Raw genomic sequence first — 18,074 nt, 5'->3', positions numbered from 1 at the left:
TTCGTAATGTTTTTTCCCGATTTGATCAGCCATATAGGAATACTGCTGCTACCTTTGTAACAGCTTCCTAATTGAAAGTGCAGTTTGTTAAGCCCAAATCCGACTTTCAGTCGTAACAATAAAGTCTCTTTAAAAGTTTATAAGTCCTTAAAGGGTCCCATTATCACAGATGATGGGACCCAAGGCACAATTCCCCTCCGTAACATTTTGCAAGTTTATTGAAGTAATTTAATTTTAGCCGTTAAATCTAGAAACTGGATGATCAAAAAGGTGCTACGTAACAGGAAATGTATACTTGTGGCAGATGATGACGCAGACGACAGGGAGCTTATTAAGGTGGCATTTGAAGAAAGTGGCGCTGATGCAGAATTGCTTTTTGTGGAGAATGGAGAGGAGCTAATGTTTTATCTGAGCAGACAGGGAAAATATGCAGATGAAGAAAAATACCCTTTCCCGAGCATCATATTGCTTGACCTGAATATGCCCCGTAAAGACGGGCGTGAAGCTTTACGGGAAATAAAAGAACATGCCGACCTGAAATCGTTGCCTATTGTTATCCTGACCACTTCCACAGAAGCAAAGGACATCTCAAAATGTTATGAGCTGGGCGTGAACAGTTACACCATTAAACCGGCCAATTTTTCAGACCTGGTTACCTTTACCCACATGCTGCATACCTACTGGTTTACCGTCGTACAACTACCGTAGAAATCTTTCCACACGGCCCGGACATTTATTCACCGTACTTTTAATTACTGCTCTTAACAACTTATAACTGCATTTTACAATGATTGAATTGTTAAGGGAAAGTACGGCTAAACAGCAACAGGAGCTGGAACGTGTACTGATCCCCATGATAAAGGAAGTAGATACGCCTGAAAAATATACCAGGTTGTTAGCGCTGTTCTACGGATACTACTATCCGTTGGAACAACATATTGCTGCGCATACGGACATTTCCTTTCCGGGAGGGTTCGATCGGAGAAGAAAGGCCTCCCTTTTGCTGGATGATATGGCTGCTATCAGCGGTGAGCCAGCGGCCGAGCCTCCCCTGACTACCGATCTGCCTGAGATAATAGACAATGCGCAGGCGCTGGGCGCGATGTATGTATTGGAAAACCTGACATTAAGCGGACAATTATTCAGTCACATCCTGGTACGTAAGCTGCAGGCGCCTGAGCTGTCCAGGGCCATGACCTTCTTCCAGGGGTATGGAAATGATACGCTGTCTTACTGGGACACATTTGTACACTATGTGCAAGGGTATCATGGTACGGAAGAGCAGCAACAAAGAGTACTGGATGCTGCGAACGCAACCTTCCGGAAATTTATAACATGGGCCTCAGGGGGGCTGGATTGAATAACCTGATTTCTCTCTCTTGTTTACTGCTTTTAAGTAAAAGTTAAATTTGACGTTACCATTTGTGTGGGATTATACCTGCAACAATCAGTTACCTTCCCCCGGAAACTGATCAGAACACCAATTGCTGCACATTTCCGGTGCTTTATCCATGCATATATTATAGTGGAACAGGTGAATCCTCAACTGTACAAATTGGTATGAAAATGGTTATTTGTTAATTATTTGAATGAAGAAAGCGAATTACATAATAGCAATAGGTGCCTCTGCCGGTGGACTGGAAGCCATTCATGAATTCTTCGACAATATGCCGGAGTACGGCAATCTCTCGTTCGTTATTATTCAGCATCTGTCCCCCGATTACAAGAGCCTGCTGGTGGAGCTTGTCTCCAAGCATACGAAAATGCGGGTCAGGGAAGTGGAGGAGGATATGTTATTGGAGAATGATTGCGTATACGTTATTCCCAATAATAAACAAATCATTATAGAGCAGGGGCGTCTCCAGCTGGTGCAGAAACCGGCCGAGAAAGCGCCTAATACTGCTATTGATACATTTCTTTTTTCTCTCGCAAAAGACAAGGGCAGCAGTGCCATTTGTATCATACTTTCCGGTACCGGCACTGACGGTACGAAGGGTGCTGCCGCTATCAAGAGGGCAGGGGGAATGGTCATGGCTCAGGACCCGGATACCGCCAAATTTGATGGTATGCCGCGCAGTGTGATCGGCTCAGAAAATGTGGATTATATACTGGCTCCGGAATTTATGCCGTCAGAGATATACAATTATATCCAGGACATACCGGCGGAGATCTTCAGTGGAAGGATTGAAGAACACCAGCTTACGGAAGTCTTCCAGCTGGTCAAACAGCATAGCGGACAGGATTTCCATCACTATAAACCTCCAACCATTACACGGCGTATAGCCAAACGGATGGCTCAGTCCAACATAAAGGAGCTGGAGGAATACCTGCAAACACTGCGGCAAAATGAGGAAGAATGTAAAGCGCTGGCCAGGGAGTTCCTGATCGGCGTTACCAGTTTTTTCCGGGATAAATCAGCCTTTAAGTATCTGAAGGAACAGATACTCAGTAAGCTGGTAGAAGAGAAGGAAGAAGGCGCTGTATTGAAAATATGGGTCACTGCCTGCAGTAGCGGTGAAGAAGCATATACGCTGGCAATATTGCTCGACCAGTGTCTGCTTGAGAAGAATAAATGGCTGGATATAAAGATCTTTGCTACAGATATAAACACTAATGCCATTGAACATGCGGCAAAGGGCGTCTTTCCTCTTACCATTGCGAAAGATATAGAGCCTGCACTGCTGAAGAAATATTTCATAAAAGAAGAGAAGAGATACCGGATTGCTCCGCGCCTGCGGAAGCAGATCGTATTTGCCCGCCATAATATTTTAAAAGATCCACCCTTTATAAAGAATGACCTGGTTACCTGCCGCAACATGCTCATTTATATGGAGAATGTGTTGCAACGGCAGGTGCTGTCTTCCCTCCATTTCGCACTCAATACGGGAGGGTACCTGTTTTTAGGGCCCAGTGAATCTGCCTCCATGATACGCGGAGGACTGGAAGAAGTACACCGGAAATGGAAGATCTATCGGAAAACGGATGACACACGTAGTACACTGCCTGACAATCTTTACAGTCCCCTGGAATATATCCGTCAGACGCGCGGAATGCGTACTAACGGCAATGGTCATCCGGCAATGGCAGACAAGAAAATGAATAGTCTGCTGGAGGAATTCCGGGAGGTGATGACAGAAGAATTTGGCTTCGCTGCTGTATACATCGACAAGGCATATGAAATACAGGAGGCGGTAGGAAACTATAAAAAGTATCTCTCCCTGCCGGAAAAGAAAATACATCTGAACCTCCTGAAGATGGTACCGGGCGACCTGGCTATGGTATTGAATATCAAACTCAGGCAAGTATGGTCTACCGGGCAGAAAGTGGTCGTGAAAGGGGTGAAAATGAGTACACCGGAAGGCCTGCGGTACGTGAACCTGCTGATCAAACCTGATAGCGGAAATGGCAGCGGACCATATACGCTGATCGTATTCAATGAAGATGATGAAAGGGAGCGCGTAAGTGCACCCGGAGAAATTCCCGATACACATCATCATCCGACAGATGTAGATGAGCATGTTCTCGCGCTGGAAGCAGAGCTGAATGAGACCCGCACCAATCTGCAGATGGCTATTGAAGGACTAGAAACCTCCAATGAAGAATTATTGTCCAGTAACCAGGAATTGCTTTCCGCAAACGAAGAGCTGCAATCCAGTAATGAAGAGCTGCAATCACTGAATGAGGAACTGCATACCCTGAATACAGAACATCAGCTGAAGATAAAGGAACTGCTGGAGCTGAATGACGACATGGATAATTATTTCCGCAGTACCGACATCGGGCAGGTATTTGTTGATGCTAATCTGCGGATCCGGAAGTTCAACCAGGCTGTCATAAAAATGATCAACCTGATACCTTCTGATATAGGTCGGCCTATCCATCATATTTCCACCAATATCCGGGAGGACAGCCTGGTCGAAGACATTCATACAGTGATCAAACATAAGAAGGTCGTGGAGAAAGAAATGGTATTGAGCAATGGGCATATGTACCTGATGAAGATCCTTCCTTACGTCCGGCAGGATAAACAGACTGATGGTGTGGTGATCACTTTTGTAGATATTACCGCTGTTAAAGAAGCTGAAAACCAGCTGCGTCAGAACTATGAGGAGCTGATACAGACCAGAGAAAGCCTGCGTAATCTGAACGCTGACCTGGAGTATAAAGTGTTGGAAAGAACGCGTGAGCTGACCGTGAGTGAAGAGCGTTTCCGCCTGGTATCAAAGGCGACCAATGACACGGTGTGGGACTGGAATATGATCAGCGATACGGTATGGTGGAGTGATAATTTCTATGCTATATATGGTTACGCTAAGGGTGGTACGAACAGTCGGTCCTTCTGGTTGGAAAATATACATCCGGAAGACCGGATGCGTGTGAAGAACAGTATATTGAGAGCTGTGAGCAGCAGGCAAAGCCAGTGGTCAGAAGGTTACAGGCTACGCCGTACTGATGGTAGCTATGCACACGTACTGGACCGTGGTTACCTGATGATGGATGAAAATGGAAAGCCCTACCGTATGCTGGGGTCTATGATGGATGTAACTACCCTGCGCAATGCGGAGACACTCGCGGCGGTGAACAGAGAGGAGAAACTTTTCCTGGCAGAATCAATGCCGCTGATACTCTGGACAGCCGATTCGCGCGGAGTAGTTGATTTTGTGAACGAGCAGTTTATCAGCTATACAGGCAAGTCTCTGCAACAACTGCAGGAAGAAGGATGGACAAATGTGATTCACCGGGATGATTTAGTGGCCTGGCAGGAAAAATGGCGGCAAGCGGTTAAAAACAGGGAAGATTTCTCCATGGAGCTGCGTATCAGGCACCAGGAGGGAAGGTATGACTGGTTCCTGCACAGAACACGGGTACAAAAAGATATAGATGGCGGCTCCAGTGTACTGGTAGGTACCAGCACCGACATCAACGAGCAGAAGATGGCTGCCGAGATTATGGAGCGGCGTATACAGGAACGTACCCTTGCGCTGCAAAGGGCTAACCAGGAACTGGAAAGCAGCAACGCTGAATTACAGCAATATGCATTTGTTGCATCACATGATCTGAAAGAACCTCTCCGAAAGATCCATATGTTCGGGAATATGCTAAAGGAACGTCACCAGGATAATATGGAAGATAAGGCGGTAGACTACCTGAATCGCATTATCAATTCCTCTTCCCGCATGACAAACCTGATCAATGACCTGCTGCGGTTCTCCCGCCTGTCGCAGGTGAATTTCTTTGAAATAGTTGACCTCAACGTTATCATAAAGGAAATACTCTCTGATCTTGAAGTACTTATACAGGAAAAGGACGCAAAGGTCTCTGTCAGCCCTATGCCGGTTATAGAAGCAGTACCTGGACAGTTAAGACAGGTGTTCCAGAACCTGTTGAGCAATGCGTTTAAGTTTTCCCGTAAGAACGTACAACCTATTATCAGTATGACCGCCACCCGCATCAAAGAGAAAAGGTTTGATGGCGAGGCTGACCCCGAAGGCCCGTTTGTATGCATCTCTATCACAGACAATGGGATAGGTTTTGATGAAAAGTACCTGGATAAAATATTTGTGCTCTTTCAACGTTTGCATACGAAAGACCAATACGAAGGTACCGGTATCGGCCTGGCAGTTACCCGCAAGATCATTGATAAACACAATGGCCTGATCACTGCACATAGTCGTGATAAAGAAGGCGCAACGTTTACGATTATCCTTCCTGTGAAACAGGACCAGCCAGCCGGTTAGGGTTATTTATCAATAAAAAGTATATATATAAGGGAATAGTCCTTACTTTTGGAGCGCTATTTCAAATTAATACCTAGCCATGACAAAAAGAGTATTATCCGTTTTATGCGGCATTGTTGCTTTCTCATCTGCTTTCGCACAAAACAAAAATCTGATCGGTGTAGCACCTTTTAAAAGTGCTGGTAGAACTGAATATGTAACTGCTATACAGGATGCTGTATACGACGCTACCCTGAAGCTGAGAGGTTTTTCTTTGATGGATAAAAATAAGCTGGATCAGATCAAAACAGGAGTAGGACAGGCTAATCCCGATGCGGGAGCGCTTGCACAGGCAAAATCATTAGGCGCACAATATATCATTACCGGTAACATATTGAAAGCCAGTGTAGAAACAAAACCATCCAATCTTCCTTTAGGTATCACCAATACCAATGTATCCGAAGTGTTATTTGACCTGGCCGTTGTGGATGTGAACACCGGAGAAGAAGTGGCATCCAGCAGGTTCACAGGCGCTGGCAGAGGCAAAGCTGCTTTTGAAGATGCCCTGAAAGGACTGGAGCCGGAAATTGACAAATTCGTTCGTGATAATATGAAATCTGCTGTTTCCATCGCACAGATAGAGCAGAAGAGCAGCAACGGGGATGCTATCAGGGTATTGATCGTTGCGGGCAGCTTAGCCGGGCTGAAAGAGCAGGACGAGTTCAGGGTATATGAATTGACTGAGCTGACCGTAGATGGTAAGAAAATGCACAGAAAGAAAACTTTAGGTAAGATTGCTGTGGCAAAGGTAGAAGATGAGAACTTCTCTGTATGCCTGGTAAAAGAAGGTGGGGCTGATATCGCAAAGAAAGTGGAAGCGGGTGCTAAGATCAAATGTGAGATCATTACTGAATAGCGTTTCACCGTTTTTAAAGATAAATGTAAGGGCTGCACGATCAAGCAGATCGGCAGCCCTTTTTTTAATCACCCTGTCCGTTAATTGTTCACTGTTCTATTCTAATTCTTCATTCTTTACTACCTGTTTGGCAACCCTGTTCCTTTCTATCCACCAATACAGGGGAGGTATCAATAAAGGGGCGAAGAGCAGTGTACTGGTCAATCCGCCTATGATAACTGTAGCTAATGGGCGTTGCACATCAGAGCCGATACCAGAAGATGTAGCTGCCGGAATCAGGCCCGCTATTGCAACGATGAGGATGGACAAGAGGGCGCTCAGTTGCTCCCTGGAGCCTGTTAATACACTTTGCAGTAAGGTCTGGTCAGGCCTTGTGCGTAAACGGTTGAATGCAGATACCAGTAGCACCCCTGCCATTACCGAGATCCCGAAGATGCTTACAAAACCTACCCCTGCTGATACGTTGAAGTGATACCCGCGGATGAACAGCGCTACTATACCTCCTGCGAGTGCAAAGAAGATACAGCTTACGGTCACAAATGTCTGCGGCATGTTGCGGAACAGGATGAACAGCACCAGGAATACCATGATGATGGTAAGCGGGATAGTGACGGACAGCTGTTTACCTGCACGCTGCAGGTTCTCATACTGCCCGCCATAGATGATGTTGTACCCTTTAGGAATATGTAATTGCCTGTTGATCTTTTGTCCGATCTCACTCACAAAACCTCCCTGGTCACGTCCGCGGATATTGGTACGGACAGTCACCATACGTTTGCTGTTATACCTGTAGATATTCGTCTGACCCTGTACGTAAGAGATATCAGCCAGCTGGTTCATCGGGATGAGTGCCCCGGTGGCAGAAGGTACCTGCAGGTTCTTTACAGACTCAATGGTGCTGCGTTCTCCCGGCAGGTAACGAATGACGAGGTCATAGCGTTTGGTGCCGTCATACAGGGTAGAAATAGCCTTACCGCCGATGGCTGCTTCTATCATACTTTGAATATCTGCTACATTGATACCAAAACGGGCTGCATTCCCGCGGTTGATGTTGATAGCGATCTGCTCTGACGGACCTTCCTGTTCGATATTAACAGATTCCGATCCCTTTGTCTGTTTTACAAGATTGGCGATCGTATCTGCCTTGGCGCGCATCATGGTAAGGTCGTCTCCCACAATGGAGATGGCCAGATCTGCCGCACTACCGGTTACAATCTCCATCACCTGGTCAATAATAGGCTGGCCGGAAGAGAACTTCACTGCCGGCATGGCCTTTTCCAGGTCCTGTCGTATGTTGGTGACCAGTTCTTTTTTAGAGATGGTATCACTCCACAGTTTATAGTCTTTCAAGCCCACCAGTATCTCATTACGGTTGGATGGGAATGGATCCGTACCATCGTCATTACGGCCTGCCTGTGTGATTACAAATGAGATCTGTGGGTATTTCGCAATCACCTTCCTGATCTCCGGAGAATACTTTGCATTTTCCTGGATGGTAATACCTGCAGGGAAGTTGCCACGGAGGAAGATAGAGCCTTCGTCCAGTTCCGGCAGGAATTCAGAACCCAGGCTGCCGCCCAATAGCACAAGTAGCATCACAACTGCGAATCCGCCTATTACAGTCGCTTTAGGCCATTTCATGACACGGGCCAGCACCTGAGCATATTTTTTTGAAAGGAAGTCCAGCACAACGTTCCTGTGCTCCTTCATTGGTTTATCGGTATTGCCAAATGCTTTCTTAAAGGCAAAAGAGATCAGCACTGGTATGAGTGTCAACGCTGCCAGCATGGAACCAATTACAGCGAATGCCAGTGTCAGTGCCATTGGAGAGAACAGCTTTCCTTCCACACGTGTCATCAGCAGGATAGGCATGTACGCCAGGATGATGATGGTAACGGAGAAAAAGATCTCGCGGCCCACTTCCTGTGAGGAACGCAATGTGAGTGCAATAATACCTTTCTTTTTCTCTTCAGGCGATGCCGTTCGGTAAGTGCGTATGAGATGTTCCGCCATCACACAGGCGCCGTCTACAATGATACCGAAGTCAATAGCGCCGAGCGACAAGAGGTTGGCCGGTATGCCGGTGAGGCGCATCAGTATAAATGCAAACAGGAGCGAGAACGGAATGGTGAGCGCTACGACCAATGCACTACGCAGACTGCCCAGGAAGAAGATCAGGATGATCACCACGATAGAGACACCTTCCAGTAAGGTATGACCCACTGTTTCCAGTGAATGATCTATCAGGAAGCTGCGATCATAGAGTGTATGCAGGCGTACACCTTTAGGGAGTTCATTCTGCTCCAGGTCCTGTATACGGTCTTTCAGTAGTTTTAACACCTCACTGGGATTCTCATATCTGCGGAGCAGCACAATACCTTCTACGCCATTGCTGACGTTTGTTTTAGTAGCATTGATGGTATAACCCATTACACCGCTGGGTGGTGGTGGCGCTACTTCCACTGTGGCTACATCTCCCAGGTAGACAGGCATACCGTTGGCTGCTTTCAGCACGATGTTGCGGATATCCTGTTCTGTTTTCACCGCTCCCAATCCACGCACAGCAAATCCCTGCTCACCGCGATTGATGATATTACCGCCTGTGTTCTGATTGTTCTTCTGCACAGCATCAATAACATCCTGTAAAGTCAGATCATACTTGCGCAGTTTGTCGGGCGCTGTCAATATGTGAAACTGTTTGAGCGGGCCACCGAAGGTCGTGATATCTGCAATGCCGGGTACCTGTAAAAGAGCGGGTTTGATGACCCAGTCCTGCAGGTCTCGGATCTCGGTAGGCGTATAAGTAGGCGGCGCTTCTACCACATAGCGGAGGATTTCTCCAACGGCCGTTGTAAGCGGCGCCAGTTCAGGTGATACACCATCCGGGAGTTCTGCACCGGCTAGTCTTTCATTGACCTGCTGACGGGCAAAATAGTCGTCCGTACCATCTGTAAAAGTGAGCTGTACTACGCTCAGGCCAAAGATGGTGCGACTTCTGCGGTCCAGTACATTGGGTGTATTCTGCAGTGCTCTTTCTATCGGAATAGTAACCTGCTGCTCTACCTCTTCTGCTGCACGACCGGGATATTGCGCTACAATGATCACATTGGTATCGGCAATATCGGGGTATGCTTCTATTTTCAGTTGGGTGAAGCACCAGTAACCAATGCCCATCAGGCCAAGCGCCATCAGGATGATCACCCATCTGTTTTTAAGAGAGAATATTAAAAGATTGCGAATCATTACAAGTGAATTTCAATCAAGTCCTGAAATGTTATACCTCAAACCTTTCTACCTTGCTGGTGACGATGAACCCACTGCTTACCTGCTTACGTAAAGCAGCGAGTGTCTTCATTACTTTTTCATCCTCATCGATGAAGGTGATCAGCATAGGTGGTTCGTCAAAACTGAAAAGGCTGTCGGGTCTTTTCAGCTGATGATGTTCTCCAAAGCCTGTCACACCGCGGAAGGCCGTAGCGCCGGCAATGTGCTGTTTTAGTAAGAACTGTATGATAAATTCATATAACGGCTGTGAACCGAATACTTCGTCTTTATCTATGAATATCTGTGCCTGTAACATGGGGCAATATTGTTGGTGTTAATGATTGGTTGAACAATAATGATCAATATCCGAAACTCAGCCCTTTCAGTTGCATCACGCCTTTCACTACTACATTCTCTCCGTTCTTCAAACCGCTGTATACTGCAACACGGTCACCTATCTGCTGCCCTGTGCGTATCTCTCTCCTCGTAAAAGTATTGGGTGCTGTTCTGACGAATACATAGTTCTGTCCGTCGGCAGTGACCAGTGCATCCCTGCTGATGTTGATGCCGTTGCTATCGCCATGTACCTGGAAAGTGATGTTAGCAAACATGCCCGCGCGGATATCATTGTCAGGAGTGTTCAACCGTATACGCAGTTTGATCATGCGTGTAACATCGTCTATCACATCAGCAATATCTTCTACCTTGCCGTTGTAAGTATTGTCGGGGAATGAAGACAGTACGATGGAACAGGGAGCACCTTTTTTTACATTGGTGATCTGATTTTCCGGAATATCACAGATGATGTAAGCAGTGCCGGGTGTGGCTGCATGCAGGGCTTCGGGATTGAACCCTGCCGCTTTCAGTCCTGATTCATGTTCAATCAGCTGTGTTTTCTCATTGGCCAGATTAGTCTGTTCGATAGATAGTTCTGATCTCGCCTCGAGAATGTCTTTTCCGCTGGCAGCGCCATGGTCGAAGAGATCCTGTGTGCGGTCCAGTTCCACTTTCTTCTGTTTGATATTCACCTCCTGGATATGATTGATATTGATCTGGTGCTGGATGAGTTGTGAATAGTCGCTGGTAAGCTGGGGATCATCGAACAGTACGATGTTTTGTCCGCCTACATCTGAGCGCAGTACAGTAGCTGCTACCTTGCCCGGTGCGTGCAGTGTACCGCTGAGTGTAGAATCGCCTACAGGCTCCACCGCAAAGAAATTGGAGGAGGCAGTATCAGGGAATGAGATCTGTTGCCCGTTGCCGGTAATAACGGGAGACGGATCTCCGGCAGCAACTGGGTCCTGTGTTTTATGCCTGCATCCTGCAAGGAGGAGGGAGGCGGCTAAGAAATATCCGGTAATGCGTTGCATAATTACAATTGGTTTATAAGGCCGGTAGCGAATAATAGTTGTATATAACTCTGATAGTATGCCTGCAGAGAATCGTAATACAGCAGGCGGGTGTCATACCAGTTATGTTGTGCATCGAGGAAGTCGATGATGGTAGTACCACCACGCAGGTAAGCATACTTAACGTTGTCGAGGATCTGTTGCGACTGATGCAGGATACCGCTGTATTTTTCCATATTTTGTTTCTGGAGCTGGTAGGTATTGTATGCAGTCACTACCTCTGTTTGCAGCTGCCGTTGTGTGGCAGATAATTCCTGTTGCGCCTGTTGCTGCAGTATATGTGCCTTTTTGATCTCACCCTGGTTCCTGTTAAAGAAGGGCAGGTCTATAGTACCATAGAATCCGATATAAGGTACCGAGTTCTGTGGGTTGTAGATAAACCCTAATTCAGGTTGTGGTACAGCTAAGGACTGTTGATACTTTACATTGCTGTTGCGTTCATCAATCGTGCTTTTAACAAGTACTACATCGGAACGGTTCTCCATGGTTTGTGCAATCAGGCTGTCCAGTGTTTCTGAAGGAGTGATGATGAGGATCTCGCCGGAAGTATCAATGTCCATGGGAGTGGTGTTGCCTGTGAGCAGTGCCAGGGTTTGCAGTTCGTTCTGATAATCCTGGTTGAATGTACTCAGCTGCAGGTTGTATTGATCCAGCAATACTTTCGTACGCATCAGATCTGTTTGTGTGATGACCTGGTTCTTGTAACGCAGTTCATTGATCTGCACCAGTGTGTCCAGGTTCTTTTTGCTGTCGTTGAGCAGGGCCAGTCTTTTCTTCAGTACCCAGCAATTGATCCAGCTGTTGCCTACATTGAGGGAGAGGTTGCGTACATCTTCCTGGTAGGTGTTGTTGGCTACTGTGACATCCTTGTTGGCGGTTTCGATCTTGTATTTGCGCTGGTTTGGCCATTGGATTGGCTTTGTGACCTGGTACCACACCTGTCTGTTCTGATTGGATGACCACCTGGTACCTGGCGCGAAATGATCTGAACTGACCAGTTGCATGGTCTGATTATTCAGCGTAGGATTGGGGCGCAGCTTTGCGGTGGTAACATCGGCTTGTGCGGCGCCTATGTTCATGTACCTTGCTTTCAGCACAGGACTGTTGATTCTGGCGGTATCCAAAGCCGCCTGTAATGAGTAGCTGGTTTGGGCAGTAGCAAGGTTCCCGATACAGGATATTGCCATTATTGCTACAGCCAGGACGATCGCTCGTTTCATGAGATACTGTTTGTCCACTAAGGAATTCAGGACAAAGGTCAAGAATGGCATTGGCTCATGAAACCATGGGCGTTGATTTTAACCCGTTTTTAATCAAAATATTAAAACCTTTAACCTGGCTTAAAAAGGCATAAATGGGGCTGTAATAAAGGCGGGGAAGGGGATTGGCTGCGGCCCTGTATTGAGATAACATGAGACCGCAGCTTAAAAAGCTTAAAGCGGTCTGGCTTCCATTTGCTGGATAATGTTCTCCACTTCGGCTTCTGTTGCCCTTAAACGGGCCTGACAGAAGGTGATCAGTTCAGAAGCGCGTTTCACTTTTGCGGCCAGTACATCGACGGAAACAGACTCTGTTTCTATCTCCCTGGCTATCTGTTGCAGTTCCTGGTAGGCTGCTTCATATGTTAGATTCGTGTCCATCGTTTGTTGTTTTTGAAGTGACTGTAGCGTGTACACCTGCATCGATCATCTGAACGGTGATCTCATCTCCCGGCGAAAGCTGTGCAGCGCTGGTAATGATCCTCCCCTGATGTTGCACCATGGCAAAGCCTTTCTGTAGTAAAGAAGCAGGGCTCATAATACGAACAACTGTTTCATGATGCAGTAATTGCTGCTGCTGTTGTTGTAACAATTTACGGGCGTATACCTGTATATCTTTCCGGATGTGCGATAGTTCCTGCAAGCGGCTGGCGGTCACTTGTCCGGGTTTAGCCAGCAGTTGTCCTGATAACTGGGCCATAGAAGAGCGCTGTTTCAGCAACAGGTGCCGGGCGCTTTGTGGTATACTTTGCCTGTTGCGGGCCAGTCCCTCTTTATAGTCTGCCAGCAGGTCCCGCGATCTGTTGATAATACCTGTATGCAATGAAGATAATTGCTGTTGTTTGTCTTTCATCATCTGTTGCATACGGATGATGATATGTTGCTGTTGTGTGAGCAGGGCTTCCTCAAAGCTGCGGTTGTGTGCAATGATCAGTTCTGCTGCGCGTGTAGGTGTCTTGGTGGCTGTATGCGCCAGCATGTCTGTGATCGTTTCATTCTTATGGTGACCAATACCGGTAATGACCGGCACCGGAAATCCCGCTACGGCTTTCCCCAACGGAAACTGATCGAATAACAACAGGTCCGTCTGCGCACCACCACCACGTATGATCACGACTGTATCAAATTGTTTCTTTGAGTCTACAATTGCTTCCAATTGCATACACACCTGTGCAGCATTCGCTTCTCCCTGCACGGCAGTAAAATAATTTTCTATGTGGAAGATATAACCGTATGCGTTGGATTGTAGTGTATGCATGAAGTCCTGGTAACCTGCGGAAGAGGCAGAAGAGACGACTGCAATGCGTTGTATGACCGGACTAAGTTTAAGCGCTTTGTTCCGCGTCATATATCCTTCCGGTGTCTTGCGTACAATGTCGCTGCATTCGGTCAGGAGCCGCTGTAAGGTAGCCTGCTTTTGTTGTTCCAGTAATCCGATGGTGAAGCTGGTATCAATATCCAGGAGGGAGAGCTTCAATCCGTATACCGGATGGTACTCTACAGCCACCCTCACCAGCACATGCATATCGTTGCTGAAGCGCTGGCCGGTGACACTCTCAAATTCCTTGATGCGGTTGCTGCCATTACCCCAGGCGCTGGCAGAGATCTTTGCGGTAAGCTGGTGACTGCGGGCATCTTTTTCGACGAGGTCGAAGTAGTGATATCCTTTAGCGGGGTAGTAGGAGTGGCTGGTGATATCTGCCACCACCCAATAGCTCTGGCCCGAAAAGGCGTTCCTGATAGTACCCTGTATGCCGGCGGCCAGCTGTGATAATGTTATGTAGTTTCTTGTATCCAAAGCAGGCACAAAGGTACATAAAAAGGGCCGCCCGGAAAGGCAGTAGGTGTTGCGGGCGTTAACTGCCTACCTGATTTTCGGCAAAGACGGCCTTACTTCTTTCATCACCCTTACGGATATAAGGCCGGATGATAAGGCGGTTACCTTTATCGAAGGTGAACAGGTTCCAGATCCAGTTGGTCATCACCAGTAGTTTGTTACGGAAGCTCACCAGGAAGTTCACGTGTACAAACAGCCAGATGTACCATGCCAGGCGTCCTCCCAGGTGAATATCTCCGGGAAGATCAGCTACTGCTTTGCCTCTACCTACGGTAGCGAGAGAGCCTTTATCGAAGTATTTGAAAGGTTTTACCGTCTCATCTCTGTGCAGTGCAAACAGGTTTTTCCCGAGGTATTTCCCCATCTGGATAGCTGGTTGTGCAACGCCCGGATGTCCTCTGGGGTAGTCTTCCAGCTTCATGGTAGCGATATCGCCGATGGCGAAGATGTTCGTGCTGCCGATGGCGCGGCAGAAAGGATCTGTAAGGATACGGCCACGTTCAGTCCATTCCTTAGGAATGCCTGCCAATACTTCTCCCATTACGCCGGCGCTCCATACTACGAAGAAAGACTTGATCTGTTCCCCGCTTTTCAGTGTGATGGTTTCGCCGTCATAGTCCTGCACCATGGCGTTCAGCTTAATGATAACGCCCATCTTTTCCAGGTAGCGCTGGGCGCGGGCGCTCGACTTAGGATGCATGGGCGGCAATACTCTGTCCAGGCCTTCCAGCAGGTAGATCTTCATCTTGCTGAAATCAAGGATGGGGTAATCTTTAGGTAGCACATATCTGCGGAGTTCAGAAAATGCACCTGCCATTTCTACGCCGGTAGGGCCGGCGCCCACCAGCACTATATTGAGCATATGTTCTTTCAGTTCGGGATTGGCATTGAGACTGGCCCATTCGAAGATCTGCATCAGGTGACTGCGCATATTCAGCGCATCGGGGATAGTCTTCAGCGGTAGTGCAAAACGTTGCATGTTCTCATTACCAAAATAGTTTGTTCTGGCGCCACTGGATATGATCAGGTAATCGTATTGCAATGTGCCGGCAGAGGTATTGACGGTATTGGTGAGCGGATCAACAGAGAGCACCCGTAGCATTCTGAAGTGAAAATCCTTTGTATTGTGGAACAGGTTGCGCAGTGGCCCGGCAATGGCGTCGGGCTGTAAAGCTGCAGAGGCTACCTGGTAAAGCAGTGGCTGAAAAGTGTGGTAATTGTGTTTGTCGAAGAGTACTACCTGAAACTTATCATCAGGAAGGGTCTTCGCTGCATTCAATCCACCAAAGCCGGCGCCTACAATCACTACACGGGGTTTGGTAGTGGGGGGTATATTCAGGGTGAGCTGCCTCATTTGTTCCATAAAGCAATGATTTATATGTGCCAAATGCGGCCCAAAAACCATGCCCCCGCCAGAGCCGGGTGCGCCGGTCTTACTCTACCTCGGGAACAGATTTCACGTCAGGCAGCGAAGTAGTGCCGGATATCGAAGTCCCGATCTGTGTGATATCTTCTGATACAGAAGATGACGTGCTGCGGCGTTCGCCTATCTGCTGACGCCACATGGCGTAATACAGGCCCTTCTGCTCCAGCAGTTCCAGATGTGTCCCTGTTTCCACGATCCTGCCTTTTTCCAGTACATAAATGGTATCGGCGTGCATAATGGTGGACAACCTGTGTGCTATGAGGATATTGAGTTGTTCCCTTCTGGCGGAAATATTGCGCACGGTATCTGTGATGGCCTCTTCCGTAAGAGAGTCCAGTGCAGATGTTGCCTCATCAAAGATCATCAGGCGGGGATTACGTATCAGCGCTCTGGCAATGGAGACACGCTGTTTTTCTCCACCGGAAAGCTTCAGTCCTCCTTCTCCGAGTACGGTATCCAGACCATGGGGAGAACGGGTGAGTAACTGGGTACAGGATGCTTTATGGAGTGCTGACAGCATCTCTTCATCGGTAGCATCTGGTTTTACAAACAGCAGATTGTCTTTGATGGTACCTGCAAAGAGCTGGGTATCCTGTGATACGAAACCGATCTGCCGGCGCATCTGGTTATACCGGATATCGCCTGAGGGGATGTCGTTGAACAGGATTTCGCCGGAAACAGGCTGGTACAGTCCCAGCAGCAGTTTTACCAGTGTGGATTTGCCCGAACCTGAGGGCCCAACAAAGGCAATCGTATCTCCCAGTGCTGCGTTGAAGCTGATACCATCCAGGGCATTCTGTGTAGCCGTCTGATGGCGGAATACGATATCTGAAAAGCGGATGTTTTCCAGCGAGCCCAGTTCCACCGGACTTGCAGGGCGCTCTTCCACTGGTTTGTGCATCAGCTGATCAAACAGCAGCAGTGAGCTTTCAGCTTCCCTGTAAGCCAGGATGATGCTGCCCAGTTCCTGTAAGGGGCCGAAGATCGCTGTGGCGATGAACTGCATAGCGATCAGTTCTCCCGGACTAAGTACTTTATGGAAGATGAGCCAGAGCAGGACAAAGAGTATCGACTGCCTTAAGAGGTTCAGGGTAGTACCCTGTATGAATGACAGCATCCTGACCTGTTTTACTTTTTTGATCTCGAGGTCATAGATGTTTTTGGTAAAGGTGCGCAGGCGCCTTATTTCAGGGAAGGTGAGTCCCAGGCTTTTGACCAGTTCAATATTGCGGAGTGATTCCGTAATAGAGCCCGACATTTTCAGTGTTTCCTTGTTGATGGCCCGTTGTATCTTCTTTATTTTCCGGCTGAGTAAGCCGGTGAGTGTTCCCAGCACCAGCACACCGAAAAAGAAGATAGGCACCAGCGCCCAGTGTTTGGTAATGGCATACCATATCAGGAAACATATCCCGACGAGGGAGGAAAAGAGGATATTGATGAATGCATTGAAGAAACGTTCCGTGTCATTGCGGACTTTCTGTAACAGTGCTACTGTTTCCCCGCTGCGTTGTTCTTCAAATTCCTGGAAGGAGAGGCGGAGGGTTTGTTTCAGTCCGTCGTTGAACACCTGCATACCGAAACGCTGTATAATCAACCGCATTACAAAGTCCTGGAAGGACCTGGCCAACCTGGCAATCATCGCTACGCCGATAGCTACTGCCAGCCAGAACACAACACCTCTTACCAGTTCACTTTCCGTTCTGTTGCCGGGATGTAATGCATATTTGTCTATGATCTTCCCGAAGATCATGGGGTCAGTCATCATGGCCACCTGTCCTATGCCGGCCAGTACGAGGGACAGGACTATCATCCAGCGGTGGGGCCGCATATAATTCCAAAAGATCTTCATGCCGGGGTGAGCACAAAAATTACACCATTGGGTGTTTTAACGTCTATTTGGCAGGGATGAGGGCGCTGGCAAGGCATGTAATTTGTATCAGCTATTGTAAAACTTGCTATGGAAAAACGGATTATTGGTATTATACTGACATTCCTGGGTATAGCGGGCCTGATACTGGGCGCTATACGTTTTATGGGCAGTACTGGTGCTACCAGGAGTGTTAAGGAAATTCTCATCTATTCCATATTGGGGGCTATCTTCTTTTTTGCGGGGATCGGGTTGATCAGGGCTACGAGGGATAGGCCATCTTGATCTTGTAATTCAACCATTCTGTATTTTTCGACCGGGATGTCCCGGAGATGCGTCGTGTATGCGTCGTGTATACGTCGTGTATACGTCGTGTATA

The 18,074-nt window shown here is 47.7% G+C and carries 13 protein-coding genes; 5 read left to right on the top strand and 8 right to left on the bottom strand.

The window, feature by feature from the left end; genetic code table 11:
* Positions 1-258: 258 nt before the first annotated feature.
* The 4 genes from BLR32_RS01820 to BLR32_RS01805 all read left to right on the top strand — a co-directional run bounded on the left by BLR32_RS01820 (position 259) and on the right by BLR32_RS01805 (position 6,633).
* Positions 259-708 (top strand): response regulator, encoded by a 450-nt coding sequence (locus BLR32_RS01820; protein WP_089828529.1) that lies wholly within the window; start codon positions 259-261, stop codon positions 706-708.
* A 79-nt stretch (positions 709-787) separates the two neighbouring features.
* Entirely contained in the window at positions 788-1,360 is a 573-nt protein-coding gene (locus BLR32_RS01815) for a biliverdin-producing heme oxygenase (RefSeq protein ID WP_089828528.1), read from the top strand.
* Between the two features lie 229 nt (positions 1,361-1,589).
* Positions 1,590-5,738 carry a chemotaxis protein CheB gene (locus BLR32_RS01810; protein ID WP_089828527.1) on the top strand — a complete coding sequence of 1,383 codons (4,149 nt, stop codon included), beginning with the start codon at positions 1,590-1,592 and terminating at the stop codon, positions 5,736-5,738.
* 79 nt (positions 5,739-5,817) lie between these two features.
* Positions 5,818-6,633: a CsgG/HfaB family protein gene (locus BLR32_RS01805; RefSeq protein WP_089828526.1), complete on the top strand. Its 816-nt coding sequence runs from the start codon at positions 5,818-5,820 to the stop codon at positions 6,631-6,633.
* 96 nt (positions 6,634-6,729) lie between these two features.
* Here BLR32_RS01805 and BLR32_RS01800 read toward each other — a convergent pair whose 3' ends face one another.
* The 8 genes from BLR32_RS01800 to BLR32_RS01765 all read right to left on the bottom strand — a co-directional run bounded on the left by BLR32_RS01800 (position 6,730) and on the right by BLR32_RS01765 (position 17,677).
* A complete protein-coding gene (locus BLR32_RS01800; protein ID WP_089828525.1) occupies positions 6,730-9,876 on the bottom strand; it encodes an efflux RND transporter permease subunit in 3,147 nt (1,048 codons plus the stop codon).
* Between the two features lie 31 nt (positions 9,877-9,907).
* Positions 9,908-10,213: a DUF190 domain-containing protein gene (locus BLR32_RS01795; protein ID WP_089828524.1), complete on the bottom strand. Its 306-nt coding sequence runs from the start codon at positions 10,211-10,213 to the stop codon at positions 9,908-9,910.
* A 43-nt stretch (positions 10,214-10,256) separates the two neighbouring features.
* The gene (locus tag BLR32_RS01790; protein ID WP_089828523.1) at positions 10,257-11,267 is read right to left on the bottom strand and encodes an efflux RND transporter periplasmic adaptor subunit; all 1,011 of its coding nucleotides are present in this window, start codon (positions 11,265-11,267) and stop codon (positions 10,257-10,259) included.
* A gap of 2 nt (positions 11,268-11,269) precedes the next feature.
* The gene (locus tag BLR32_RS01785) at positions 11,270-12,526 is read right to left on the bottom strand and encodes a TolC family protein (RefSeq protein WP_089828522.1); all 1,257 of its coding nucleotides are present in this window, start codon (positions 12,524-12,526) and stop codon (positions 11,270-11,272) included.
* Positions 12,527-12,739: 213 nt separating this feature from the next.
* The gene (gene xseB, locus BLR32_RS01780) at positions 12,740-12,946 is read right to left on the bottom strand and encodes an exodeoxyribonuclease VII small subunit (RefSeq protein WP_089828521.1); all 207 of its coding nucleotides are present in this window, start codon (positions 12,944-12,946) and stop codon (positions 12,740-12,742) included.
* The gene (xseA, locus tag BLR32_RS01775) at positions 12,924-14,363 is read right to left on the bottom strand and encodes an exodeoxyribonuclease VII large subunit (RefSeq protein WP_089828520.1); all 1,440 of its coding nucleotides are present in this window, start codon (positions 14,361-14,363) and stop codon (positions 12,924-12,926) included. Before xseA ends, xseB begins: the two co-directional genes overlap by 23 nt.
* Positions 14,364-14,421: 58 nt before the next feature.
* Positions 14,422-15,765 (bottom strand): NAD(P)/FAD-dependent oxidoreductase, encoded by a 1,344-nt coding sequence (locus BLR32_RS01770; protein ID WP_089828519.1) that lies wholly within the window; start codon positions 15,763-15,765, stop codon positions 14,422-14,424.
* A 70-nt stretch (positions 15,766-15,835) separates the two neighbouring features.
* On the bottom strand, positions 15,836-17,677 hold the full coding sequence (locus tag BLR32_RS01765) for an ABC transporter ATP-binding protein (RefSeq protein WP_089828518.1): 1,842 nt from the start codon (positions 17,675-17,677) through the stop codon (positions 15,836-15,838).
* Positions 17,678-17,785: 108 nt separating this feature from the next.
* Here BLR32_RS01765 and BLR32_RS01760 point away from each other — a divergent pair, with 108 nt between their 5' ends.
* On the top strand, positions 17,786-17,980 hold the full coding sequence (locus tag BLR32_RS01760) for a hypothetical protein (protein WP_089828517.1): 195 nt from the start codon (positions 17,786-17,788) through the stop codon (positions 17,978-17,980).
* Positions 17,981-18,074 lie beyond the last annotated feature (94 nt).

The sequence above is a fragment of the Chitinophaga filiformis genome (assembly GCF_900102545.1).
In the GTDB taxonomy this organism is placed as follows: Bacteria; Bacteroidota; Bacteroidia; order Chitinophagales; family Chitinophagaceae; genus Chitinophaga; species Chitinophaga filiformis.
The sequence above is the reverse complement of the archived record's forward strand: the minus strand, read 5'-3'. Positions and strand labels throughout refer to the sequence as shown.